A 23,602-nucleotide genomic window follows, 5' to 3' on the forward strand; every position below is an offset into this window, starting at 1 on the left:
ATCATGTGCGGAATCGTCGGAGCAAGCGGCCTGAACAATCAGGTGCCGCAACTGGTCAATGCGCTGAGCCGGCTCGAGTATCGCGGCTACGATTCGTGCGGCATCGCCGTGCAGGACGACGGCCGCCTGCGCAGCGAGCGCACGCTGCGGCGCGTGACCGACCTGCAGGCCCGCGTGCTGACGCTGGGCCTCGAGGCGCAGACCTGCATCGCGCATACGCGCTGGGCGACACACGGCGCACCGTCGGAAATGAACGCGCATCCGATCATGTCCGGCGACACGATCGCGGTCGTGCACAACGGCATCATCGAGAACCACGACGCGCTGCGCGCGGAGCTGCGCGAGCGCGGCTACACGTTTCGCGGCCAGACCGACACCGAGGTGATCGCGCACCTGATCCACAGCCTCTATCGCGACGACCTGTTCGACGCGGTCGTGCGCGCGGTGAAGCGGCTGCACGGCGCATACGCGATCGCCGTGCTCAGCGCGCGCGAGCCGCAGCGCCTCGTCGCCGCGCGCGCGGGCTCGCCGCTCGTGATCGGCATCGGGGCCGAACAGAACTACCTCGCGTCGGATTGCGCGGCGCTCGGCGACCTGACCGACCGCTTCGTTTACCTGGAGGACGGCGACGTCGCGCTGATCACGCCGGAGCGCATCGCCGTGGTCGACTCGGGCGGACACGACGCCCAGCGCCCGCTGTGCCAGGTGAAGGCGCGCGAAGGCGACGCCGCGCTCGGCCCGTACCAGCACTTCATGCAGAAGGAGATCTTCGAGCAGCCGAAGGCGATCGACAACACGCTCGACGGCATCGACACGATCTCGCCGGCGCTGTTCGACACGACCGACGACGCGCGCGCGCGACTGTCGAGAGTCAGGAGCGTTCTGCTGCTCGGCTGCGGCACCAGCTACTACGCGGGCCTGACCGCGAAATACTGGCTCGAGTCGATCGCGGGCGTGCCTGCCCAGGTCGAGATCGCCAGCGAGTTCCGCTACCGCGACACGGTGGCCGATCCGCGCACGCTCGTCGTCGGCATTTCGCAATCGGGCGAAACCGCCGACACGATCGGCGCGATCGAGCGTGCGCGCGACATGGGCCAGGAACTGTCGATGGCGATCTGCAACGTGGCGACCAGCACGATCGCGCGCAACGCGCCGCTGCGGTTCCTGACACGGGCCGGCATCGAGCTCGGCGTCGCGTCGACCAAGGCGTTCACGACGCAGCTCGTCGCGCTGTTCGTGCTGACGCTGACGCTCGCGCAGCTGCGCGGCCGGCTCGACGCGGCGCAGGTCGCGCTGCACCTGAAGCAGTTGCGTGCGCTGCCCGAGCGCATCGGCCACGCGCTCGCGCTCGAAACGCAGATCATGGGCTGGGCCGCGAAGTTCGCGCGTACCGAAAACGCGCTGTTCCTCGGGCGCGGCATTCATTTTCCGATCGCGCTGGAAGGCGCACTGAAGCTCAAGGAGGTGTCGTACATCCACGCCGAAGGCTACGCGGCCGGCGAACTGAAGCACGGCCCGCTCGCGCTCGTCACGAGCGCGATGCCGGTCGTCACGATCGCGCCGGACGACCGCCTGTTCCAGAAGCTGAAGTCCAACATGGCCGAAGTGCGCGCGCGCGGCGGGCGGCTCTACGTGCTGGCGGGCAGCGCACTCGACATCGACGCCGACCGCGACACGCACCTGATCCGCGTGCGCGAATCGAGCGACCTGCTGTCGCCGATCGTCAACGTGATCCCGCTGCAACTGCTCGCGTATCACGTCGGCTGCGCGCGCGGCGCCGACGTCGACAAGCCGCGCAACCTCGCGAAATCGGTGACCGTCGAATGAGGTGGCGAGCGCGCCCGGCGCAGGCGGTCGCGCGGTGCGTCGCGGCCGCGCTGTGCGGCGCATGCGGCATCGTCACGGCGCCGCCGGCCGTCGCCGCCACGCCGGCCGTGCATACGGTCGCCGTGCCGGCCGCCCCGGCCCCCCACCCGGCCGCCGATCCGCGCAGCTTCATGCACGGCATCGGCGTGGCCGACGCCGGCAACGGCAAGCGCTGGGTGTTCTTCAGCAGCTCGGGCATCGTGCCGCGCGGCGCGATGCGCAACGGCAACTGGCCGCATGACGTGTACGTCGGAGAATGGCTGCCCGGCGCGTCGCACCTGCTGCGCGTCCATACGTTCATCAGCCGCCCCGAGGCGCAGGAACCGGTGTCGATCGCGCAGAACGCGCGCGGCGACATCTTCGTCACGTTCGAGGACGGCTGGAACGCGCCGCAGGAAGTCAGCCAGCGCTACGGCGTGTACCGCCGCGACCTGAAACCGGTCAAGCCCTACCCGAACGACGTCGAATCGGGCGGCCACTCGGGGCACGTCGCCACGGCTGCCGACCGCTTCGTCGTGTTCTATTCCGCCGACTGGATCGACGGCGGCGGCGTCGACAACCTCGGCACCGGCAACGGCGTCTACGTGAAGACCTACGACGCGGCCGGGCGCGTGCTGAACCACGTCGCGGTCGCGCCGCACCGCCGTGAGTGGTGGCCCATGGTCGCGGGCTCGCCGCATGCCGCGCTGCTCGTGTGGCAGAAATTCATCGAAGGCAGCACGGATGCGACGCTCGAATACGCGATGTTCGACCCGGTCACCGCGAAGCTGGACAAGCTGGGAACGCTGAACGACGCGATCCAGTACTACGTCTACGCGTCGGCGTATGTGCCGGAGATCGACCGCTTCATCGTCGTCACGACGACGGCGGACGATCGCGGCATCGCGATGCTGATCGCGCCGGACGGCCGCCGCACGGCGACGCTCGACTGCCTGCCGGCGTCGGTGCGCGAATCCGGCATCGGGGTGTCCGGCACGCATGCGTACGTGCCGATCCGCGACGGCCGGCTGCTGACGCTGGCACTCGGGCCGGCGGACATCGCGGTCGGCGGTGTGCAGCGTTCGCCGATTCCGTGGGGCATGACGGGCATCGCCGGTTTCCCGGCGCGCGGCAACGCGATGCATTTCGTGTCGCTGACGCCGTCGGGCACGCGCGAAGCCGATTTCGAGCCTGCGCGTGACACGCCGATGCCGAAAAGCGCAGTGCCTTGTTCGAGTCATTGAAACGACGACGCACAAGTGTCGCGCGGCGCATGCCGGATGAGTGCGGTCAGTCCGTGTTTTCGCGCGCCAGTCCAAACCGCGCCATGCAATGCCACACCCATTTGGCCGTCTGATAGTCGAGTGTGCCGTCGCGCGCGCGGCCGAGCACGGCCGGCGTCACGATGCGGTCGACGGCGATGCGTTCGATCGCGTCGGCGGCCGCCTGCCCGCGGAATTGCGCGCACTCGGCCAGCCGGTCGAGCGACAGCCGGAAGCCGTCGTGCCACTCGATCCGGCAGCCCGACCGCGTCGCCGCGGCCTCGACCGGCGTATCGCGATAGCTCGGATCGAGCACGATCGCGTCGACGTCGTCCTCCAGACTGACCACGCCATGCACCTGCGCCTCGATGTAGTTGTCGAGCAGCGGATCGAGGCCGGCGCGGTTTTCGGCTGCGAGCGCGATCAGCGCCGTGCAATCGTGAATCGCGAAATGCTCGGGCCGGTAATGGCTGTCGGGGTAACAGAAGGTCGTGCGCCGATGCGCGTCGCCGTGCAGGCGCAAATGACAGGACCCGAAGCGGCGCGACCCGCCGACGGGATCGCCCAGATGGTTCAGCGCGCCGTACTTCGGCCGCAGCGCGGGGTCGGCGGCATCGTACGCCTGCCCGAACATCCGGCTTTCCCACAGCCAGCGATCGCCGCCGGGATACGCGGTGAGGCCGCCGTTGCTCGTCGCCGTCTCGAACTGGGACCGGTAGATGCCATCGAGGACGATCCGCTCGAGCGTGCCCATACCGTCGAACGGCATGTCCGGATGAAAATTGAGCGTGACGGGAAATGCCTGGCCTTGCCGCGCCGGCGGCCACGATCGTCGGATATGGGCAAGCGCCCGCTCTGCCGGGGAGTCCATGCGTGTTGTCCGGTCTCGTTGAATGCCGCCCGGCCGCGCGGCGCCGACGGTATCCTCGGGCCCGCGGCCCGACGTCGGTTGCGGCCGGCCGCACCCGGTGCGTGACGAAGCACGATACACCGTCGCGCGGAACCGGTCACCCGCCCCGCGCCGCAGTCGCCAGCGCCGCGCGTACCGGATAGACTGTCGCCCGATTCCTTCCATCGGCCGCGGCGCCCGCCTCCTGCCGCCGCCGGAACGCCCCTTCCCGGAGAACGAATGCTGAAGCGCCAGTGGTTTTCGCTCGTGCTGCTGACGGTTTGCCTGCTCGGACAAAGCGCGTCGGCCCAGTCCACGCTCGAACTCGACACCGACGGCACGGCCCGCCCCCTCACCCGGCAGACGCTGCTCGCACGCCCCGACGCGACGGACATCCGTGTGCCGCGCGACATCGCGTATGGCCGGCCGATGACGTTCCGTGCGGTGCCGTTCGCCGCGCTGCTCGGCGACACGCCGCTGCCCGCCGACGGCGTGCTCGAAACGCGCGCCGCCGACGGCTTCGCCGCGCAACTGCCGCTGGATCTCGTGCGCCGCCGTGCGCCGGCCCGCGCCGTTCCGTGGCTCGCGATCGAGGACCCGGCCCATCCGTGGCCGAAGCTGCCCGGCAAGCAGGTCAGCGCGGGGCCGTTCTATCTGGTGTGGCTCGGGCCGGACGCCGCGTCGGTGCGCGGCGAGCAGTGGCCGTACCAGATCGTGCGCGTCACGATCGAATCGTCGCCGCTCGCGCGCTGGCCGTCGCTTGCCGTGGATGCCGCGTTGCCTGCCGACGACCCGGCCCGCGCGGGGCAGCACCTGTTCGTCACGCAATGCCTCGCGTGCCACCGGCTCGACGGCGCGGGCAGCAGCCATGCCGGCCCCGACCTGAACACGCCGATGAACCCGGTCGACTACTTCCAGCCGGCCGCGCTGCGCCGCTACATCCGCAACCCGGCATCGGTGCGCGACTGGCCGGGCCGCGTCATGCCGTCGTTTCCGCCCGACCAGTTGAGCGACCGGGAACTCGACCAGATCGTTGCGTATCTTGCGTATATGGCACGGCACAAGGCCGCTCGATAACGCGCGGGCCGATTGCACGAGGAACGTTGATGACTTCAGGCGACCCGCTGTTCACCATCGCGTCGATCGACGCCGCGCAGACGCACCCGCTCCGGGCAGCGATCCTGCTGAACGGCGACCTGAACGCCTGCGAACTGGCTGGCGACCATGCGCCGACGACGCTGCATGTCGGCGTGCGCGACGGCCGGTCGAACATCGTGGCGGTCGCGTCGCTCTGCGAGGAGCCGCGCGACGACGATCCGGCACGGCCCGCATGGCGGCTTCGCGGAATGGCCGTCGACCCTGCCGTGCGCGGCATGGGCTTCGGGCGCGTGCTGGTGCAGGTATGCGTGCGGCATGCGCAAGCGCACGGGGCCGCGCTCGTGTGGTGTACGGCACGCGAAGTGGCGTACCGGTTCTATGAAAAGCTCGGTTTTACGGCCGATGGTGAGATGGTAACGATGCCGGGGCGCACCGATACGGCGTTTTACGTGATGCGCCGATACATCGATCGGCATTCGCCGGCGGCCTGACGCGAATTTCGCGTTCGCGGCGCCAGGCCGAGACCGGCACGGCCCGGCGCACACCGTGGCGCCGGCCGCTGCCGTCACGCTCGGGCTCAGGCCTCTTGCGCGCTCCGCAACACCGCACGCAACAGCACATCCGCCCCCGCCGCCGCCCACTCGGGCGTAATCGCTTCGGCCTCGTTGTGGCTCAGCCCGTCGACGCACGGCACGAAGATCATCCCGGTCGGCGCAACGCGCGCGACATAACATGCGTCATGACCCGCGCCGGACACGATGTCCAGGTGCGACAGCCCGAGCGAGCGTGCCGCGTCACGCACCGCGTCGATGCAGCGCGGCGCGAACGGGATCGGCGCATACGTGAAAATCTGCTCGATCTGCGCACCGAGGCCCGTTTCATCGGCCACACGCGCCAGTTCGGCGCGCAGCGCCGCGTCCAGTTCGTCGAGCACCGCATCGTCCGGATGACGAAACTCGACCGTGAAGAAGCAGCCGCCCGGCACCGTGTTGCGCGAGTTCGGCCGCGCCTCGATCATCCCGACCGTCGCGCGTGCGTCCGGCGCGTAACGACGGCCGAGCACCTCGATGAACGCGATCATCCGCGCGGCGCCGACCAGCGCATCACGGCGGACCTCCATCGGCGTCGTGCCCGCGTGCGCGTCGACGCCGGTGAGCGTCACTTCGTACCAGCGCTGCCCCTGCCCGCCCGTCACGACACCGATCGTCTTGCCGGCCCGTTCGAGAATCGGGCCCTGCTCGATATGCAGTTCATACGCCGCGTGCACCGGATAACCGCCGACGGGCTCGGTGCCCGCGTAGCCGATCCGCGCCAGTTCCTCGCCGATCGTCCTGCCCGCGCCGTCGGTGCGCGACAGCCCGTATTCGAGCGTATAGACACCCGAGAACACGCCGGCGGACACCATCGCCGGCGCGAAGCGCGAGCCTTCCTCGTTGGTCCAGATCACGACGTCGATCGGGCGCTCGGTCTCGACGCCCGCGTCGTTCAGCGCACGCACGACCTCGAGCCCGCCTAGCACGCCGTAGATGCCGTCGTAGCGGCCGCCCGTCGGCTGCGAATCGGCGTGCGAGCCCGTCATGACCGGCGCGGCGTCGGGATTGCGCCCCGGGCGGCGTGCGAACACGTTGCCCATCCGGTCCACGCGCACCGTGCAGCCGGCGTCCTGCGCCCATTGCACGAACAGGTCGCGCGACTCGCGATCGAGGTCGGTCAGCGCAAGGCGGCAGACGCCGCCCTTCGGCGTCGCGCCGATCTGCGCCATCCGTTCGAGCGACGCCCACAGGCGGTCGCCGTCGACGCGCGGCGCGCTTTCGTTATCCACGTTGCCGCGATCGTCACGCATCGCCGTTCTCCGGCGCGGATTGCAGTGCGTAACGGAAATCGCAGCGCTTGCCGCCCTGCATGATCGTGCTCGTGCGCGTGAGCGCGATGTCCGGCGCATAACCCTGGATGAAATGGCTGTCGCGCGCGCAGCTCAGCAGATGCCCGATCTCGCCGAGCCCCATCGCGTGATACATCTCCGCGTAGCTGCAGCGATGCACGTCGTAGTCGTAGTGCGCGTCGTCCGCGCGCCGCACCTCGACGTCGAGCGCATCGTCCTTCTCCCACAGCACCTGCAGCGCGATGAACGACTTCACGCTCGTGCCGCCCGGCTCCTGCGCGGCGAACGTGCGGCCGGCGTCGACGGCCGCGCCGCGCACGGCTTCCGCGATCACGGCCTGTGCGCGCTCGGCGCCGAACTCGCGCTTCATGATCTCGTAGATCGGCTTGATGATTTCCGCTTCGATGCGGCGCCGCGCGAGGATCCCGAGGCGTGTGTCCTCGGGTGCGGCGGCGGATGTCTGGGTCGCTTCGGTCATGGGGATCGTCCGGGTCGTTTTATCGATGTATTGCGCTGTGTTGCGCCGTGTCGTTTCGCTTACTTGGTTGCGGTGCGCGAGCCGCCGAGCACGTCGACGACGGTCCACTTGCCGCCGCGCACCTGGTAGATCGTGAAGGCCGGGTCCTTCAGGTTGCCTTCGCCGTCGAACGCGATCCGCCCCGTCACGCCGGGCCGGTCGATCGCACGCACCGCCGCGACCAGCTTCGCCGGCTGCGTCGTGCCGGCCTTCTGCGCGGCCGCGATCAGCGTGGCCGCCGCGTCGTACGCGAACGGCGCATGCAGTTCGATCGGCGCACGGAAGCGCGCCTGGTATTGCGTGTCGAATGCCTTGCCGCCCGGCATCCGGTCGAGCGGCAGGCCCGGTTCGAGCGCCGTCACGCCGTCGCCGTCCTTGCCCGCGAGCGACAGGAAGGTCTGGCTCACGAAGCCGCCCGCGCCGAGCAACGGCGCGTTCACACCGAGCTGGCGCATCCGGCGTGCGATCGGCGCGGCTTGTGCATCGAGGCCGCCGAAGAACACGAGATCCGCGCGCTTGCCCTTGATCGCGGTCAGCACGCCGCTGAAATCGGTCGTCTTGTCGTTCACGTACTGGCGATCGACGATCGCCCCGCCGTTCGCCTGCACGCCCTTGATGAACTGGTCGGCAAGCCCCGCGCCGAACGACGTGCGATCGTCGATCACCGCGATACGCTTCGCCTTCAGCGTCTTCACCGCATACGCGCCCGTGAAGTTGCCGCCCGCATCGTCGTGACCCATGATGCGGAACGCCGTCGCATAACCCTGCTGCGTGTATTGATGGCCGGTGGACGCCGGCGCGATCTGCGGGATGCCCGCATCGCGGTAGACGCGCGATGCCGGCACGCTGCAACCCGTGTTCCAGTGGCCGACGACGCCGATCACGTGCTGGTCGACGAGCTGCTGCGCGACCGCGACGGCCGTGCGCGGATCCGATTGATCGTCGGCCGCGACGAGCTTGTAGACGACCGGCTTGCCGCCGATGGTCGGATGCTTCGCGTTCGCATCGTCGATCGCGAGTTGCGCGCCGTTCTGCAAGTCCTTGCCGATCCGCGCGGACGGGCCGGTGAGCGGCGCGGCGAGACCGATCAGGACCGTCTGCGGCGCAGATTGCGCGAAGGCGGGAACGGAAGCGACCAGGGCGGCCGCCGAGAATGCGAGGCTGGCGTGGAGGAAAGCGATTTTCATGTGCGGGGATGGGTGGATCGAATCAAAACATGAAAAATATTAAATATTGAGCACCCAAACCCCAAATACCCAATTGTTGGATGCTTATATCGCTGGCCACACATTAACCTATATCACTGTAAATACAGGATATTTTTGTGTTGTCGCTTACCCTGATTTTTCGATAAAATTCGACACATGAAAAATATCGAACAATTGCCGCACGATCCACCGCTGCGCGCGGTGCGTGCGTTCGAAGCTTTCGCGCGCCTCGGGTCGGTGACCGCAGCCGCGGGCGAGCTCGACATCACGCCGTCGGCGGTCAGCCATCAGCTGCAGCTGCTCGAGGCGTTCATCCAGACGCCGCTGACGGTGCGCGAGGGCCGGCTGCTCGCGCTCACCGACGAAGGCCGCGATTACTACCGCTCGATCAGCGCCGCGTTCTCGGTGCTGCGCAGCGCGACGCGCTTCGTGCGCGACCGCTCGTCGCTACGGCAGATCACCGTCAGCCTGATTCCGTTGCTCGGCATCGGCTGGTTCATTCCGAGGCTGCATGCGTTCCTGGCCGATAACACGGACGTCGACGTCACGGTGTTGTACGCGCATCACCGCAACTACCGCAGCGATGCGTCGGACCTGTCGATCCGCTTCGGCACCGGCGACTGGCCCGGCTATCGCTGTGAACGCCTGCTGCCGGGCGCGATGGTGCCGATGTGCAGCCCGTCTTTCCTGAAGCGCCACGGGCCGTTCCGCACGCCGGCCGATCTCGCGCGCGCGCCGCTCGTGCACGACGAGGATCGCAGCACGTGGGTCAACTGGCTGCAGGGCGCCGGGGTGCGGCATGTGTCGCACGCGGTGGGGCCGATGTTCGAGGACGGCCAGTTGACGCTGAGCGCCGCGCGCGCGGATCTCGGCGCGGCATTGCTGCGCGCACCGCTGGTCGAACGCGAACTGGCGAATGGCGAGCTCGTGAAACTGTTCGATCACGCGCTCGACGACGGGCGCGACTACTACCTGTGCACGCGCGAGGACGCGGACATGCCGGACGGGGCGCGGCGGCTGGCGGAGTGGCTGAGGAAGATGGCGGGGATGTGAGCGACGTGCCTGCTCGCGTTACCGGGCAACGGTTGACGCGAACGCAGCACCCACCGCACCCGCCCGAGTCTTGCAAGCGCCGGATCAGGTATATATGATATCTATATCATATATCGGAGGCTATCATGAGCCGGATTCTGGTGGATCTGTCAGATGGCCAGCTCGACGAGTTGGCCGCCATCGTCGAGACTGAACGTCGTCCCCGCGCCGCGATCATTCGCGACGCGATTGATGCCTACATTGCCCTGCACAAACGCCCGCTCGCCGACGACGCATTCGGTCTCTGGAAAGATCGCACGGTCGACGGCCTGGCGTATCAGGAGGAAATGCGCTCGGAATGGTAAAAGCCCTGTTCGACACCAACATCCTGATCGACTACCTGGGCGGCGTGGAATCGGCCCGCGTCGAACTGGCCCGCTACTCCTATCGTGCGATCAGCATCATCTCGTGGATGGAGGTTCTTGTCGGCACGTCCGCACATGACGAAAACACGACTCGCGCGTGGCTCTCGTCATTCGATGTCATCGCGCTCGACAGCACGATTGCGAATCGCGCCGTGACCATTCGCCAGGAGCGCCGCATCCGCCTGCCCGACGCGATCGTCTGGGCATCGGCGCAAGTCAACGGCCTGCTGCTTGTGTCGCGCAACACAAAGGACTTCCCCGCCACCGAACCCGGCATTCGAATGCCGTATCGGATCTGAGCCAATACGCGCGGTAATCATGCAGATGCGTCAGCGCGACGCATTTGCCCTCAAGCGCTTCTGCAACAAGCATCGCGTGTTCGTCGACGGAAAATCGGCGAGATCGCCGAGCACGGCGCAGCCGAATCGCTCGTCACCCTGCTTTGCATCGGGATCGTGAAGGTATCGATCCACGCGACTGCACATCTTCCCCCTCACGCTTGCTTCGAATGGATGCCCATCGCCCGGCGCCCCCACCCAATCAAGGGCCGGAAGCAGATAGAAATTCCCGATGCCCCGGATTGAAACAAGCAATTTCACAAGCTCAGGGTGAACCCGGATACTGGCAACACTCCACTCACCACTGAAGCAAAGGAACTCACCAGATGCCGATCATCAACACCCAAATCAAGCCGTTCAAGGCAACCGCTTACCACAACGGCGACTTCGTGCCCGTCTCGGAAGAGAACTTCAAGGGCAAGTGGTCCGTCGTCGTGTTCTACCCGGCCGACTTCACGTTCGTCTGCCCGACCGAGCTGGGCGACCTCGCCGACCGTTACGCGGAATTCCAGAAGCTGGGTGTCGAAATCTACGGCGTGTCGACCGACACGCACTTCACGCACAAGGCATGGCACGACACGTCGGACACGATCGGCAAGATCAAGTACCCGATGATCGGCGACCCGACGCTCACGCTGTCGCGCAACTTCGACGTGCTGATCGAGGAAGAAGGGATGGCACTGCGCGGCACGTTCGTGATCAACCCGGAAGGCGAGATCAAGCTGTGCGAAATCCACGACAACGGCATCGGCCGCGACGCAGGCGAACTGCTGCGCAAGGTGCAGGCTGCGCAATACATCGCGGCGCACCCGGGTGAAGTGTGCCCGGCCAAGTGGACGCCGGGCGCGGAAACGCTGACCCCGTCGCTCGACCTGATCGGCAAGATCTGACGATCGCTCCGCGCGCCTCGCCCGAGGCGCGCGAGACACACGAAGACGGGCCGCCGCCGCATGCGGCCCGCGCCCTCCTCCGGCACGACGTGCCCGACCAGAATCATCAATACGGAATCCGAAACGCCATGCTCGACGCCAATCTCAAGAACCAACTGAAAGCGTACCTCGAAAAAATCACGCGCCCGATCGAACTCGTCGCTTCGCTCGACGACGGCGCGAAATCGCAGGAACTGCTGGCGCTGCTGAACGAGATTGCGTCGCTGACGGATCGCGTAACCGTGACCGAACGCCGCGACGACGCCGAGCGCAAGCCGTCGTTCTCGATCGGCGAGCCCGGCAAGCCGGCCGGCATCCGCTTCGCCGGCATCCCGATGGGCCACGAATTCACGTCGCTCGTGCTCGCGCTGCTGCAGACGGGCGGCCACCCGATCAAGCTCGATGACGACGTGGTCGAACAGATCCGCGCGCTCGACGGCGACTATGCGTTCGAAACGTACTTCTCGCTGTCGTGCCAGAACTGCCCGGAAGTCGTGCAGGCGCTGAACGTGATGTCGCTGATCAACCCGCGCATCCGCCACGTCGCGATCGACGGCGCGCTGTTCCAGGATGAAGTCGAGTCGCGCCAGATCATGGCCGTGCCGACGATGTTCCTGAACGGCGCCTCGTTCGGCCAGGGCCGCAGCAGCGTGAAGGAAATCCTCGCGAAGCTCGACACGGGCGCCAGCGCACGTGCCGCGAAGTCGCTCGAGAACAAGCCGGTGTTCGATACGCTGATCGTCGGCGGCGGCCCGGCGGGCGCGGCAGCCGCCATCTACTCGGCACGCAAGGGCATCGCGACGGGCGTGGTCGCCGAGCGTTTCGGCGGCCAGGTGCTCGACACGATGGCAATCGAAAACTTCGTGTCGGTGCAGGAAACCGAAGGGCCGAAGTTCGCGACCGCGCTCGAGCAGCACGTGAAGCAGTACGACGTCGACATCATGGACGTGCAGCGTGCCGACGCGCTGATTCCGGGCGACGTGCACCAGATCCGCCTCGCGAACGGCGCGGTGCTGAAGGCGAAGACGATCGTCCTCGCGACCGGCGCACGCTGGCGCGAAATCAACGTGCCCGGCGAGCGTGAATACCGCAACCGTGGCGTCGCGTACTGCCCGCACTGCGACGGCCCGCTGTTCAAGGGCAAGCGTGTCGCGGTGGTCGGCGGCGGCAACTCGGGCGTCGAGGCCGCGATCGACCTCGCCGGTATCGTGAAGGCCGTCACGCTGATCGAATACGGTGCGCAACTGCGCGCGGACGAAGTGCTGCAGCGCAAGCTGCGCAGCCTGCCGAACGTCACGGTCGTCACGCAGGCGCAAACGATCGAGCTGACCGGCGACGGCAGCAAGCTGAACGGCCTCGTCTACAAGGATCTGCGCTCGGGCGACACGCAGCGCATCGATCTGGAAGGCGTGTTCGTGCAGATCGGCCTCGTGCCGAACACCGAATGGCTGAAGGGTACGGTCGAACTGTCGAAGCACGGCGAGATCGTCGTCGATGCGCGCGGCGCGACGTCGGTGCCGGGCGTGTTCGCGGCCGGCGACGTGACGACGGTGCCGTTCAAGCAGATCGTGATCGCGGTGGGTGAAGGCGCGAAGGCGTCGCTCGGCGCGTTCGACCACCTGATCCGGCAGGACGTCGCACCGGTGGCCGCCGCGCAACCGCAGGCCGAGGAAGCGGTCGCCGCGTAACGCGCGTCGCACATCGGCACAACAGTTTGTCTCTCTTGGCCCCGCATGCTTTGGTCGGCGTGCGGGGCCCTTTTTTTGTGTCGACGCCTGGAGGCGCAGACGAACAGCGAATTGCCCTTAACTGACGAATCGCATTCCCGCAACCTTCGCGGCTTTCGCGTCAAACGTCATCGTGTATTGGCATTGCGCGTCATGGCACGTCCGTTCGATCAGGTTCGCAAGCATCACGCTCGAGTTGCGCGGCTTACTTGGTCGCAGTCGAATCGCCATTTGCCGAGGGCGACGCCTTGACACTGCTCGACTGCCTGACCAGTTGCTCGGTCATCGCAGCGGCAACCGGGTTCGCGCCCGACGACGAACTCCCCTGCCGGTACGAACCGGCGCTCGACGATATCGATGATGTCGACGACATCGGCGGCGGCGGCAACGACGGGTCGAGCTTCGCCGATTCCCTCACGAGCGCGGCCGTCTCCGGCGTTTCGGATTTCGTGGCGGAAGGCGCAGCGGCCGCGTGGCGTTCGAGACCGTCGCGCTTGCGCGGTGCGCGTTGCGTGACCTGCGCGGGGGCGACTGGCTGGGCAAGCTTCGCAGCCGGCGCCGGGGCCGGCGGGGTCGAATCCTGCGCATCGACGGTCACGACGTTGACCTTCGGCGCCGGTGCGCTCGGCTGCGCTTTCTCGCTCACGACAGGAACGGCGGGGACGGATGCGGGTGCGGCACCGACACGCGCGGGTGCAGGTGCAGGTGCAGGTGCGGGTGCGGGCGTTGCCGGGGCCGGGGCGGGCGGCTGCGGGGAAACGGCTGCCTGCTTCGATGCCGTATCGGCCCGGGCCGCCGGGGCCGGCGGCGCGATGGCGCCCTGCACCGCGTGATCGTTGTTCGCGGGTGCGACGGCAACCGGCGCGGCGGAATCGCCGATGCCCGAATCTTCGATCGCACGGTGGTCCGCGCGCAGGAGCATCACGTAGGCAGTGCCGGCCGCGGCTACCAGGAGCCCACCGGCGATCATCAAGGTCTTGCGGGTACTCGTCATGCTTGCTCACCGATCATGTCGACGTGAACAAGCCATCATACGCGGCGATCGGCCGTCGATCCCGCACGAATACATTTGGTTGCATTGTGCCGGGAGCAGGTCGTCACGATGTTCGTCAGACGTATCGCCGCCCCGCTCCGGCACGGCCGGAACGCCGCCCCTACTCCGGAAACGGCAATTCGGTCTGCCCGTCCGCACGCATGCCGAACGTGTTGAGCGTCATCGCGACGAGCGCGTAGTAGCCGAGCAATGCAACGAGATTCACGACGGTTTCGTGGCCGAAGCGTGCCTGCGCCCGCGCGAACGTCGCGTCGCTCACGCGCCGCGTGTCGTACAACTCGCTCGCGAACGCATGAATCAGTGCATCGTCGTCCGATTCGAATGCCGGCGCGACGCCGAGCCGAATGGCGTCGGCCGTCGCGGCCGGCACCCCCGCTTCGAGCGCGATCGGATGGTGGATGTGCCACTCGGCCTGCGAGCGCCAGCGCGCGGCCGTCACGAGAATCGCGAGTTCCGACAGGCGCAGCGGCAGGCCCGTGCGATAACGGCAGAACGCGCCGAGCTTCTGCGCGTGCTGGGCCAGCTCGGGGCTCGCGATCCAGCCGAGAAACGGCCCGTTCAGGTTGCCGCGCGGGCCACTGAGGATGTCGGCCAGCACGGCCTTCTGCTCATCGGTGGCCGATGCGGGATCGAACGGAGGCAATCTGTTGGTCATGGCGATCTCCGGAGAACGTTCAACGAATGCACTTACGCGCCGGCCGACGCGAGCGCCGCGTCGATCGCGCCCGACAGCCGCTCGACGATCGTGTCGATCTGCTGCGCGGTGCAAATGAAAGGCGGCGCAACGAGGATGTGATCGCCGTGAACGCCGTCGATCGTCCCGCCCATCGGATACACCATCAACCCGCGCTGCATCGCTTCGCGCTTGACCGCCGCATGCAGCTTCAGCGCGGGATCGAACGTCGCCTTGGTGTCGCGATCGCGCACGAGCTCGACGCCGACGAACAGCCCGCGGCCGCGCACGTCACCCACATGCGGATGCGCGCCGTAATGCTCGCGCAGCGACGCACGCAACTGCTCGCCGCGCGCCTTCACGTTGTCGAGCAGCTTCTCTTCGGCAATCACGCGCTGTACTTCGAGCGCGGCCGCGCACGCGGTCGCATGGCCGAGGTACGTGTGGCCGTGCTGGAAGAAACCCGAGCCGTCGACGATCGTCCGGTAGATGCGGTCGCTCACCAGCGTCGCGCCGATCGGCTGGTAGCCGGCGCCGAGCCCTTTCGCGATCGTCAGCAGATCGGGCGCGACGCCGTCTTCGTCGCACGCGTACAGGTAACCCGTGCGGCCCATCCCCGACATGATCTCGTCGAGGATCAGCAGCACGCCGTACTTGTCGCACACCGCGCGAATCTTCTTCAGGTACGTGCGCACCGGCGGCACCGCGCCGGCCGTTGCACCCACCACCGTCTCCGCGACGAATGCCGCGACGTTGTCCGCGCCGAGTTCGACGATCTTCTGCTCGAGCTCGTCCGCGAGGCGCTGCGCATACGCTTCGTCGGTTTCGCCCGCCTGCCGGTCGCGATAGGCAAAGCACGGGCTCACGTGGTGCGCCTCGATCAGCAGCGGCAGGAACGGCTCGCGCCGCCACGCATTCCCGCCGATCGCAAGCGCGCCGAGCGTGTTGCCGTGATAGCTCTGGCGTCGCGCGATGAAATGGCGGCGCTGCGGCTCGCCCTTCTCGACGAAATACTGGCGCGCGAGCTTCAGCGCGGCCTCGACCGCCTCGGAGCCGCCCGACACGAAATACACGTGTTCGAGGCCGGCCGGCGCGGCTTCGACGAGCCGGTCGGCGAGTTCCTCGGCCACGTCGGTCGTGAAGAACGACGTGTGCGCGTAGGCCAGTTGCTGCGCCTGCCGCTTGATCGCATCGATCACGCGCTGGTTGCTGTGGCCGAGACACGAAACGGCCGCGCCGCCGCACGCGTCGATATAGCGTTTGCCGGTCGAGTCGATGATCTCGATGCCGTCGCCTGCGACGGCGACGGGCAAGGTGGCGCGCGGAGCGCGATGGAAAACGGTCGTCATGCGTTGCCTCATGGATCAGGATGCGTCGTGCGCGCGTCCGGACGGCACGATGCGCGTCGCGAAACGCTGCGTGCCTTGTTGGTGAATGGTGACGTCGATCGACGCCGCGCCGATCGCGAACACGGCCGTGGCCAGCGTATTTTCGTCGTCGGGGTCCGCAGGATCGTCGCGGTAGATCGGCAACCCTTCCGGTGCACGATCGCCGAGCACGCGCAGCAGCGCGGCTTCATCGATCGCGTCGATCCCCGGCACGAGCGCGTCGACGCGGCGCTGGCGGTCGGCCGACGATTGCGTGACGATCTGCGCCTCTGCTTCACAGCCCGGATGCACGAGATGGTTCGCGTGCCCGGCCAGCGTCGCCACGTCGACGACCGAGCAGCGCGCGGCACTCGCCTCGATGCTCAGCAGCCGCGTGTCGCCGGTCGCGCCGAGCGTATGGTGAAAGCCGCTCGCGCGTGCATTCACGCGCAGCACGTCGGCGGCTTCGTCGAGCGACGCCGCATCGAGCACCGCGCGCGCGAGGATCATGCGCGGCACGCCCGGCGCGGGCGTCCTGATCCGCAGGTTGTTGATCGCCTGCACGATGCCGGCCCGGTTCGCGGCGAAGGTGTGCCCCGGCAGCGAGCCCGGGTAGTAGAAACTGACGAAGCCCGGCTTGCCCACGGGCTGCACGTCGACGAGCAGGCAGCGTTCGCGCAGGAACGGATCGCCGTCCTCGTTGTGCGCGATCCAGCGCGTGCCGGCCGCGTCGCGCGCGGCAAGCGTCGTGCAGCCGTCCGGCGCGTTGTGGATCAGCTCGCCGCGGCAGTTCCACAGGAAGATGTCCTCGGCCGGCCAGCCGACACCCGCCGCGATCCCGTCCAGTTCCGCGACGAGATCGGGGTACGCGGCCAGCGCCGCCTGCCGCAGCGCATCGACGAACGGATGGCCGCGCCAGCGGCGCACGGCCTGCCACGCGCTGCTCTGCTGCATGTACGCGTCGAACACGGGACGGGCGAGTTCGCCGAGGCGCACGCCGATGTCGAACGGCGCACCGGCGATGACTGGAGTAAGGGAAAGCGGCATGTCGGCCATTTCGGTTTCGTTCAGGACACGTGTTTCAGGAATTCCTTCAGGCGCGGGGTCGGCGGCCGGTCGATCAGGTCGACCGGATGGCCGTCCTCGGCAATGCCGCCCTGATCCATGAACAGCAGCCGCGTGCCGACCCGTTTCGCGAAGCCGATCTCGTGCGTGACGACGATCATCGTCATCCCTTCGTTGGCGAGATCCTGCATCACTTTCAGCACTTCGTGGCGCAATTCCGGATCGAGCGCCGACGTCGGTTCGTCGAACAGCATCAGCCGCGGCCGGATCGCGAGTGCGCGCGCGATCGCGACACGCTGCTGCTGGCCGCCCGACAGCTCCGACGGGTAATGATTCGCACGCGATTCGAGGCCGACCTTGTCGAGCAGCGCCATCGCCTGGTCGCGTGCGTCGGCGCGTGACGCGCCGCGCACCTGGATCGGCCCGAACATCACGTTCTCGAGCGCGGTCATTTGCGGAAACAGGTTGAACTGCTGGAACACCATGCCGGCTTCGAGCCGGATGTTGCGGATCGTCGTCGCGTTGCCGCGCACGCTCTGGCCGTCGACGAGCAGTTCGCCGCCGGTGATTTTCTCAAGCGCGTTGATACAGCGCAGCATCGTCGACTTGCCCGAGCCGGACGGGCCGATCACGACGACCACCTCGCCCGCGTCGATCTTCAGGTCGATGTGCTTCAGCACCGGCACGTGGCCAAAACTCTTCGACACGTTCTGGAATTCGATCATGCTCATAGAATTCTCATCCTCTTTTCGACGAGCCGCAGCGTCAGCGTCATCGCGCCGGTCAGCAGCAGGTAGATGACGGCCACGGCGCTCCAGATCTCGACCGCCTGGAAATTGCCCGCGATGATTTCCTGCCCCTTGCGCGTCAGTTCGCCGACGCCGATCACGATGAACAGCGACGTGTCCTTCAGGCTCACGATGCACTGGTTGCCGAGCGGCGGAATCAGCCGCCGGAACGCGAGCGGCCCGACCACCTTCAGCAGCACGCGCGGCATCGACAACCCCATCGCGAGCCCCGCCTCCGTCAGCCCCTTCGGGATCGACAGCAGCGCGCCGCGCACCACTTCCGCGAGATACGCGCCGGAATTCACCGTGATCGCGATGATCGCGGCCGTCAGGCCGTCGATGCGGATATGCGCGAGCAGCGGCAGCGCGAAGTACAGGAACATCACCTGCACGACGATCGGCGTGCCGCGAATCAACTCTATATAAACCTGGGCGAGCACGTTCATCGCCTTCGGTCCGTATGCGCGGAACATGCCCGCGATCATCCCGACGATGAAACCGCCCACCAGCCCGAAAAATGCGATGAACACCGTCAACCGGACCCCGTCCATCAGGTCCGGCAACGCCGCCCAGATCGCCGACCAATCGAAATTCACTTGTCGCTCCCCGTTCGATTCAAGACCGGCGCGGCCACCCGGCCGCGCCATGGCGCGCCGTCGCGCTTACATCTTCGGCGGCTCGGCGCCGAACCACTTCTTGTAGATCTGCGCGTAACGGCCGTCGGCCTTGATCTTCACGAGCGACGCATTGACCTTCGGCACGAGCGGGCTGCCCTTCGGGAAACCCATGCCGTACTTGTCGCCGCTGACCGGCTGGCCCGCGACCTTCACCTTGCCCTTGCCTTCGTTGTTCACGAAGAACAGCACGTTCGGCGTGTCGTGCATCGCCGCGTCGACGCGGCCGGCTTCGAGCGCGAGGTAGGCCTGGTCGATGTTCGGGAACTGGCGGATCTCCTTCGGTTTCAGGTGCGCCTTGATCCAGTCGATCGTCGCGGTGCCCGTCTTCGCGGCGATCACCTTGCCGTTCAGGTCGTCGATCGACTTGATCGACGTGTTGCCGGTCTGCACCATCGCCGCGAGACCGCTGTCGTAGTACGGCGCGGAGAAGTCGATCGCCTTCTTGCGCTCTTCCTTGATCGTCATCCCCGACAGCGCGACGTCGATGTTCTGCGTCTGCAGCGCCGGGATCAGGCCCGCGAAATCCATCGGCTGGATCGTGTACTTCCAGCCCTGGTCCTTCGCGATCTCGGCCCACAGGTCGAGATCGAAGCCGACATACTTGTCGCCCTGCTTGAACTCGAACGGCATGAACGACGTATCGGTCCCGACGACGAGCGTCTTGGTATCCGCGTGGGCGCTGCTTGCGCCGAGCGCGGCGGCGACCGCGACGGCTTTCAGGAAGGAACGGCGACTCATGGTTTCTCTCCGCATGATTGAGCGATGTGACCGGCCAGCCGGCCGGCGGTAACGACGACATCAAGCCGCACCGCAACATGCGATGTCGAATTAGACATTAGTGCAACAAGTGTTGTCAACCGCGATACTACGACAACAAAAAAACGCGCAACGGATAAATGCATCGAAACAAACCCGGGGCGCGTGGCGCGGATCAATCGGAGGAATGGGAGGGTGGCGCGGGGCGAAGCACCCGGGGGAGGCACCCGGGCCGGATCACGCCGCACCGGACGGCGGCGGCGCCTGGGCGCAGTTGGCGGTGACCGGGCCGGCTTGCGGCCCAGGGCGTCACGCACGAGAGGAGGAGGATCGCGCGGGCGCTCGGACAATCGTCGCGGCCCGCGCATAGGGTTTGTCAGCGTGAAGCGTCGGCGATCGGGTACGGTGCCGGGGTGGCATCCCCCGCGACGCACGCACCCTCCGGCGTGACTCGACGAATGTTGCGACACGCGCGCGGAACCGCCGGAAGCAAGGTCCGCGCGCCGACGCGACGTCGCTTACATCGCCACCCCGCTTGCCTGATGCGACACGAGCCGCGCATACGCGCCCTGCCGCGCCAGCAGGTCCGCATGCCGTCCGGCCTCGATCACGCGGCCCTGCTCCATCACGAGGATCAGGTCGGCATTACGCACGGTCGACAGCCGGTGCGCGATGATGATCGACGTGCGCTGCGTCATCAGGTCTTCCAGCGCCGCGCGGATCTGCTGCTCGCTGATCGTGTCGAGGTGGGACGTCGCTTCGTCGAGGATCAGCACGGGTGCATCCTTCAGGAACGCACGCGCGATCGCGACGCGCTGGCGCTGGCCGCCCGACAACTGCACGCCGCGCTCGCCGACGCGCGTCGCGAGCCCGTCCGGCAGCCGCGCGACGAATTCGCCGAGCGCCGCATGCTCGATCGCGCGCTGCACGTCCGCGTCGGACGCGTCGTTCGCCGCGAGCCGGATGTTCGCCTCCAGCGTGTCGTTGAACAGGTAGGTATCCTGCGCAACCAGCGCGATGTGCTGGCGCAGGTCGTCGAGCCGCAGGTCGCGCAGGTCGACGCCGCCGAGCGTCACGCGGCCCTGCTGCGGATCCCAGAAGCGCAGCAGCAGGCTCGCGACCGTCGACTTGCCGGCGCCCGACGCACCGACCAGCGCGACCGTGCTGCCGGGCGGCACGTCGAAGCTCACGCGGTCGAGCGCGGGCACGCTGCGGCCCGGGTACGTGAAGGACGTCGCCTCGAAGCGCACCGCCGGATCGGCGGGCAGCGCATGCGTGCCGTCCGTCACCGGCACGGGCTCCTTCTCCAGCGCGCGCAGGCGGCGCGTCGACGCGATCGTGTCGGCGAGCTGGCGCGCGACCTGGCCGATTTCGGCAACCGGCATGAAGGCGGCCACCGCGACCAGCACCAGCAGCGGCAACGACTCGCGCGGAACCCAGCCGCGCGCGCACAGCAGCGCGCCGAGCGCCGCGACGACCAGCCCGCCGAGCCCGCTCGCGACTTCCAGGGCGGCGCTCTGCGTCGACAGGTCGTCGAGCAGCCTGGCGCGTTGCTTCCGGTACGCATCGACTTCGGCCACGAACGCTTCGCGCCGGCGCGCGACGGCCTGGAACGCGGTCAGCTCCGCGAGCCCCTGGATCGTCTCGGTCAGGTGCGCGCCGAGCTGGCCGAGCGCTTCGCGCGCGCCGGTGCCGAGCCGGTCGACCTCGCGCCGCGCCAGCACCGGTGCAAGCCCGGCCCACAACAGGAACGGCAGCAGCGCGAGCGCGAGCGGCCACGCGACCGACGCGAGCAGCACCAGCACGGCGGCCGGCACGAGCACCGCGACGAACGCGGGCGCCAGCGTATGCGCATAGAAATACTCGACGGTCTCGACGTCCTGCGTCGCGAGCGACACGAGATCGCCGGAACGGCGGCGCAGCAGCCCGGCCGGTGCGAGGCGTTCGAGCGTCGCGAACAGCGCGATGCGCATTTCCGCGAGCAACCGGTACGCCATGTCGTGCGCGAGCCACGATTCGAGCCAGTGCAGCACGGCCGCCACCGGCGCGATCACGAGCAGTGCCGTGACGAGCGCCGGGCTCACATGGCCGCCCGGTACCGCACCGACCACCAGCGCGCCGATCACGCCGACGCCGATGAACGCGAGCACGCGGCCGATCCCGAACAGCACCGTCAGCACGACCTTGCCCGTCCACGGCCGCACGAAGCGCAGCAGCGTCCGCAGCGTTTCCGGCCAGCCGATCTCCGCCGCATCGTCGTTCAGCGGCCGCACCTGCGGGCCGGACGACGCGCGCGCGGTCGCGCCGGCCGTCGTCGCCACGCCGGCCGATTCGGCGACCGCTTCCAGTTGCGGCCCCATCAGCCGGCGATACGGGCCGTCACGCGCGATCAGCGCCGCGTGCGTGCCCTCGTCGACCACCTGCCCCTGGTCGAGCACCAGGATGCGGTCGGCGCCGATCACGCTGGACAGCCGGTGCGCGAGCACGAGCGTGGTCCGCCCGCGCGTGAGCCGGTCGAGTGCCTGCTGGATCAACGCTTCGTTCTCCGCGTCGACCGACGACAGCGCCTCGTCGAGCAGCAGGATCGGTGCGTCGCGCAGCAGCGCGCGGGCAATCGCGAGGCGCTGGCGCTGGCCGCCCGACAGCGTGAGCCCGCGTTCGCCGATGCGCGTCGCATAACCGTCCGGCAGCGCCGAGATGAAATCGTGCGCGTTGGCCGCACGCGCGGCGGCGATCATGTCCGCGTCGCTCGCGTCGGGGCGGCCGAGCCGCAGGTTGTCGGCGACGCTGCCGTCGAACAGCGTCGCATCCTGCGCGACGACCGCGATCATCTCGCGCACCTGGCCGGCATCGAGCGTCCGCACGTCGCGGCCGCCGATGCGGACCGCGCCGCCCTGCGCATCGTGCTGACGCAGCAGCAGGCGCACGATGGTCGATTTGCCCGCGCCGCTCGGCCCGACGATGGCGACCGTCTCGCCTTCGCGAACCGAGAAACTCAGCGCCGCATGCGCGTCGGCGCGACGCCCCGGATACGCGAAGCTGACGGCGTCGAACGCGATCTCCGGCCGCAGGCCCTGCACGCGCGGCGCATCGGCGGAAGGCGTGTGGCTCCGCGCGTCGAGCAGCGCGTGGATCGCATTCGCCGCCGACTGGCCGATCATCCCCTGATGCAATACCGAACGCAGGTCGCGCAGCGGCCGGAAGATCTCGCTGCCGGCCATCAGCACGATCAGCAGCGCCTCGAGGCTCATGTCGCCGTGCCGCACGCGCCACGCGCCGACCGCGATCGCGGCGGCCGCGCCGAGGCCGGTGCCGAGATCGGTGAAGAGCCGCGTCAGCAGGCCGAGCGCGAGCACCCAGAACGTGCTGTCGGACAGCGCGCGCGCCTTCGCGGCCAGCTTCGCGCCGAACGCCGTGCCTTGCCCGAACGCCTTCAGCGTCGGCAGGCCTTGCACCGCGTCGAGAAACTCCTCGCCGAACGCCTTGAACGCGGCCGAGCGCGCGAGCGCCGCGCGCTTGTCGGCGCGATGCACGAGTTGCGGCAGCGCCAGCGTGACGAGCGCCGCGACCAGCAGGATGGCGGCCGTCGGCACGTCCCACCACGCGAGCACCGCGAAGATCATCACCGGCGCGCAGGCGGCGATCACGAGTTGCGGCAGGTAGGTGCCGAAAAAGGTCTGCAGCTGCTCGACGCCGTCGACGACGGCCAGCATCACGCCGCCCGTGCGTTCGCCGCTGAACCATGCGGGGCCGAGCGCCGCGATCCGGTCGAACAGCCGCGCGCGCAGCGTGGCCTGCACGCGTCCGGCCGTGTGCTGCGCGAGCACCGTGCGGCGATGGTCGAGCCACGCGCGCAGCAGCACGCAGGCCGCCGTTGCAACGACGGCTTCGCCGATGCTGCGCGCCGGCGCGCCGGAAAAGACCAGCGCCAGCACGCGGCCGAGGAACACGAAGCGCAGGATCCCGACACCCATCGCGAGCAGTCCGAGCGCGACGGCCGCGGCGACCCGCCAGCGCAGTCCCGCCATCATTGCCCATAGTCGTCGGTCGAAATACATGAAGCCCTCCGG

The 23,602-nt window shown here is 68.1% G+C and carries 21 protein-coding genes; 9 read left to right on the forward strand and 12 right to left on the reverse strand.

The genetic code is table 11. The features are described 5' to 3' along the window. Positions 1-3 precede the first annotated feature (3 nt). Positions 4-1,827 carry a glutamine--fructose-6-phosphate transaminase (isomerizing) gene (gene glmS, locus VK92_RS27915; RefSeq protein WP_048026033.1) on the forward strand — a complete coding sequence of 608 codons (1,824 nt, stop codon included), beginning with the start codon at positions 4-6 and terminating at the stop codon, positions 1,825-1,827. After that, a complete protein-coding gene (locus VK92_RS27920) occupies positions 1,824-3,089 on the forward strand; it encodes a hypothetical protein (protein WP_048026032.1) in 1,266 nt (421 codons plus the stop codon). The genes glmS and VK92_RS27920 overlap by 4 nt, the downstream gene beginning before the upstream one ends. 46 nt (positions 3,090-3,135) lie before the next feature. On the opposite strand, the gene VK92_RS27925 is transcribed toward VK92_RS27920, so the two are convergent. Further along, positions 3,136-3,978, reverse strand: coding sequence for a DUF3626 domain-containing protein (locus VK92_RS27925; RefSeq protein ID WP_048026031.1), 843 nt, complete (start codon positions 3,976-3,978; stop codon positions 3,136-3,138). A gap of 258 nt (positions 3,979-4,236) precedes the next feature. Here VK92_RS27925 and VK92_RS27930 point away from each other — a divergent pair, with 258 nt between their 5' ends. Both VK92_RS27930 and VK92_RS27935 read left to right on the forward strand, forming a co-directional pair. Then, complete coding sequence (locus VK92_RS27930; protein ID WP_048026030.1) at positions 4,237-5,073, forward strand: c-type cytochrome; 837 nt, start codon at positions 4,237-4,239, stop codon at positions 5,071-5,073. Between the two features lie 29 nt (positions 5,074-5,102). Next, on the forward strand, positions 5,103-5,585 hold the full coding sequence (locus tag VK92_RS27935; protein WP_048026029.1) for a GNAT family N-acetyltransferase: 483 nt from the start codon (positions 5,103-5,105) through the stop codon (positions 5,583-5,585). A gap of 86 nt (positions 5,586-5,671) precedes the next feature. Here VK92_RS27935 and VK92_RS27940 read toward each other — a convergent pair whose 3' ends face one another. From VK92_RS27940 to VK92_RS27950, 3 genes are read right to left on the reverse strand one after another with little or no spacing between them, the layout of a single operon-like run. Continuing rightward, positions 5,672-6,937, reverse strand: a complete 1,266-nt coding sequence (locus tag VK92_RS27940; RefSeq protein ID WP_048026028.1) for a Zn-dependent hydrolase — start codon at positions 6,935-6,937, stop codon at positions 5,672-5,674. Beyond that, positions 6,930-7,454, reverse strand: coding sequence for an L-2-amino-thiazoline-4-carboxylic acid hydrolase (locus VK92_RS27945; protein WP_021160901.1), 525 nt, complete (start codon positions 7,452-7,454; stop codon positions 6,930-6,932). The genes VK92_RS27940 and VK92_RS27945 overlap by 8 nt, the downstream gene beginning before the upstream one ends. Positions 7,455-7,513: 59 nt before the next feature. Beyond that, the gene (locus VK92_RS27950; protein WP_027791290.1) at positions 7,514-8,680 is read right to left on the reverse strand and encodes a branched-chain amino acid ABC transporter substrate-binding protein; all 1,167 of its coding nucleotides are present in this window, start codon (positions 8,678-8,680) and stop codon (positions 7,514-7,516) included. A gap of 177 nt (positions 8,681-8,857) precedes the next feature. Between VK92_RS27950 and VK92_RS27955 the strand changes: the two genes are divergently transcribed. From VK92_RS27955 to ahpF, 5 genes are all read left to right on the forward strand, one after another. Further along, a complete protein-coding gene (locus VK92_RS27955; RefSeq protein ID WP_048026027.1) occupies positions 8,858-9,754 on the forward strand; it encodes a LysR substrate-binding domain-containing protein in 897 nt (298 codons plus the stop codon). 125 nt (positions 9,755-9,879) lie between these two features. Continuing rightward, positions 9,880-10,098, forward strand: a complete 219-nt coding sequence (locus VK92_RS27960; RefSeq protein WP_048026026.1) for a ribbon-helix-helix protein, CopG family — start codon at positions 9,880-9,882, stop codon at positions 10,096-10,098. Beyond that, positions 10,092-10,457, forward strand: a complete 366-nt coding sequence (locus VK92_RS27965; RefSeq protein WP_048026025.1) for a type II toxin-antitoxin system VapC family toxin — start codon at positions 10,092-10,094, stop codon at positions 10,455-10,457. Before VK92_RS27960 ends, VK92_RS27965 begins: the two co-directional genes overlap by 7 nt. A 365-nt stretch (positions 10,458-10,822) precedes the next feature. Continuing rightward, positions 10,823-11,386, forward strand: a complete 564-nt coding sequence (ahpC, locus tag VK92_RS27970) for an alkyl hydroperoxide reductase subunit C (protein WP_006488685.1) — start codon at positions 10,823-10,825, stop codon at positions 11,384-11,386. A 128-nt stretch (positions 11,387-11,514) separates the two neighbouring features. Then, complete coding sequence (ahpF, locus tag VK92_RS27975; RefSeq protein ID WP_048026024.1) at positions 11,515-13,113, forward strand: alkyl hydroperoxide reductase subunit F; 1,599 nt, start codon at positions 11,515-11,517, stop codon at positions 13,111-13,113. Positions 13,114-13,357: 244 nt separating this feature from the next. Here the strand turns inward: ahpF and VK92_RS27980 are convergent, their stop codons facing one another. The 8 genes from VK92_RS27980 to VK92_RS28015 form a co-directional block, all read right to left on the reverse strand. Continuing rightward, positions 13,358-14,146, reverse strand: coding sequence for a hypothetical protein (locus VK92_RS27980; protein WP_048026023.1), 789 nt, complete (start codon positions 14,144-14,146; stop codon positions 13,358-13,360). A 160-nt stretch (positions 14,147-14,306) separates the two neighbouring features. Further along, complete coding sequence (locus tag VK92_RS27985; RefSeq protein ID WP_021160894.1) at positions 14,307-14,861, reverse strand: carboxymuconolactone decarboxylase family protein; 555 nt, start codon at positions 14,859-14,861, stop codon at positions 14,307-14,309. Between the two features lie 32 nt (positions 14,862-14,893). Continuing rightward, positions 14,894-16,228: an aspartate aminotransferase family protein gene (locus tag VK92_RS27990; RefSeq protein WP_048026022.1), complete on the reverse strand. Its 1,335-nt coding sequence runs from the start codon at positions 16,226-16,228 to the stop codon at positions 14,894-14,896. A gap of 15 nt (positions 16,229-16,243) precedes the next feature. Continuing rightward, the gene (locus tag VK92_RS27995) at positions 16,244-17,293 is read right to left on the reverse strand and encodes a C45 family autoproteolytic acyltransferase/hydolase (protein ID WP_048026057.1); all 1,050 of its coding nucleotides are present in this window, start codon (positions 17,291-17,293) and stop codon (positions 16,244-16,246) included. 20 nt (positions 17,294-17,313) lie between these two features. Then, a complete protein-coding gene (glnQ, locus tag VK92_RS28000; RefSeq protein ID WP_021160891.1) occupies positions 17,314-18,042 on the reverse strand; it encodes a glutamine ABC transporter ATP-binding protein GlnQ in 729 nt (242 codons plus the stop codon). After that, positions 18,039-18,746, reverse strand: coding sequence for a glutamine ABC transporter permease GlnP (gene glnP, locus VK92_RS28005; protein ID WP_021160890.1), 708 nt, complete (start codon positions 18,744-18,746; stop codon positions 18,039-18,041). The genes glnQ and glnP overlap by 4 nt, the downstream gene beginning before the upstream one ends. A gap of 15 nt (positions 18,747-18,761) precedes the next feature. After that, positions 18,762-19,514, reverse strand: a complete 753-nt coding sequence (gene glnH / locus VK92_RS28010; RefSeq protein WP_048026021.1) for a glutamine ABC transporter substrate-binding protein GlnH — start codon at positions 19,512-19,514, stop codon at positions 18,762-18,764. Between the two features lie 536 nt (positions 19,515-20,050). Then, positions 20,051-23,590 carry an ABC transporter ATP-binding protein/permease gene (locus tag VK92_RS28015; RefSeq protein ID WP_048026056.1) on the reverse strand — a complete coding sequence of 1,180 codons (3,540 nt, stop codon included), beginning with the start codon at positions 23,588-23,590 and terminating at the stop codon, positions 20,051-20,053. Between the last annotated feature and the right edge of the window lie 12 nt (positions 23,591-23,602).

Source organism: Burkholderia sp. LK4 (assembly GCF_001043615.1).
Lineage (GTDB): Bacteria > Pseudomonadota > Gammaproteobacteria > Burkholderiales > Burkholderiaceae > Burkholderia > Burkholderia cepacia.

Coding starts and splice junctions, on each gene's coding strand:
- glmS (WP_048026033.1), top strand. CDS start 4: ATGTGCGGAATCGTCGGAGCAAGCGGCCTGAACAATCAGGTGCCGCAA.
- VK92_RS27920 (WP_048026032.1), top strand. CDS start 1,824: ATGAGGTGGCGAGCGCGCCCGGCGCAGGCGGTCGCGCGGTGCGTCGCG.
- VK92_RS27925 (WP_048026031.1), bottom strand. CDS start 3,978: ATGGACTCCCCGGCAGAGCGGGCGCTTGCCCATATCCGACGATCGTGG.
- VK92_RS27930 (WP_048026030.1), top strand. CDS start 4,237: ATGCTGAAGCGCCAGTGGTTTTCGCTCGTGCTGCTGACGGTTTGCCTG.
- VK92_RS27935 (WP_048026029.1), top strand. CDS start 5,103: ATGACTTCAGGCGACCCGCTGTTCACCATCGCGTCGATCGACGCCGCG.
- VK92_RS27940 (WP_048026028.1), bottom strand. CDS start 6,937: ATGCGTGACGATCGCGGCAACGTGGATAACGAAAGCGCGCCGCGCGTC.
- VK92_RS27945 (WP_021160901.1), bottom strand. CDS start 7,454: ATGACCGAAGCGACCCAGACATCCGCCGCCGCACCCGAGGACACACGC.
- VK92_RS27950 (WP_027791290.1), bottom strand. CDS start 8,680: ATGAAAATCGCTTTCCTCCACGCCAGCCTCGCATTCTCGGCGGCCGCC.
- VK92_RS27955 (WP_048026027.1), top strand. CDS start 8,858: ATGAAAAATATCGAACAATTGCCGCACGATCCACCGCTGCGCGCGGTG.
- VK92_RS27960 (WP_048026026.1), top strand. CDS start 9,880: ATGAGCCGGATTCTGGTGGATCTGTCAGATGGCCAGCTCGACGAGTTG.
- VK92_RS27965 (WP_048026025.1), top strand. CDS start 10,092: ATGGTAAAAGCCCTGTTCGACACCAACATCCTGATCGACTACCTGGGC.
- ahpC (WP_006488685.1), top strand. CDS start 10,823: ATGCCGATCATCAACACCCAAATCAAGCCGTTCAAGGCAACCGCTTAC.
- ahpF (WP_048026024.1), top strand. CDS start 11,515: ATGCTCGACGCCAATCTCAAGAACCAACTGAAAGCGTACCTCGAAAAA.
- VK92_RS27980 (WP_048026023.1), bottom strand. CDS start 14,146: ATGACGAGTACCCGCAAGACCTTGATGATCGCCGGTGGGCTCCTGGTA.
- VK92_RS27985 (WP_021160894.1), bottom strand. CDS start 14,861: ATGACCAACAGATTGCCTCCGTTCGATCCCGCATCGGCCACCGATGAG.
- VK92_RS27990 (WP_048026022.1), bottom strand. CDS start 16,228: ATGACGACCGTTTTCCATCGCGCTCCGCGCGCCACCTTGCCCGTCGCC.
- VK92_RS27995 (WP_048026057.1), bottom strand. CDS start 17,293: ATGCCGCTTTCCCTTACTCCAGTCATCGCCGGTGCGCCGTTCGACATC.
- glnQ (WP_021160891.1), bottom strand. CDS start 18,042: ATGAGCATGATCGAATTCCAGAACGTGTCGAAGAGTTTTGGCCACGTG.
- glnP (WP_021160890.1), bottom strand. CDS start 18,746: ATGGCGCGGCCGGGTGGCCGCGCCGGTCTTGAATCGAACGGGGAGCGA.
- glnH (WP_048026021.1), bottom strand. CDS start 19,514: ATGAGTCGCCGTTCCTTCCTGAAAGCCGTCGCGGTCGCCGCCGCGCTC.
- VK92_RS28015 (WP_048026056.1), bottom strand. CDS start 23,590: ATGTATTTCGACCGACGACTATGGGCAATGATGGCGGGACTGCGCTGG.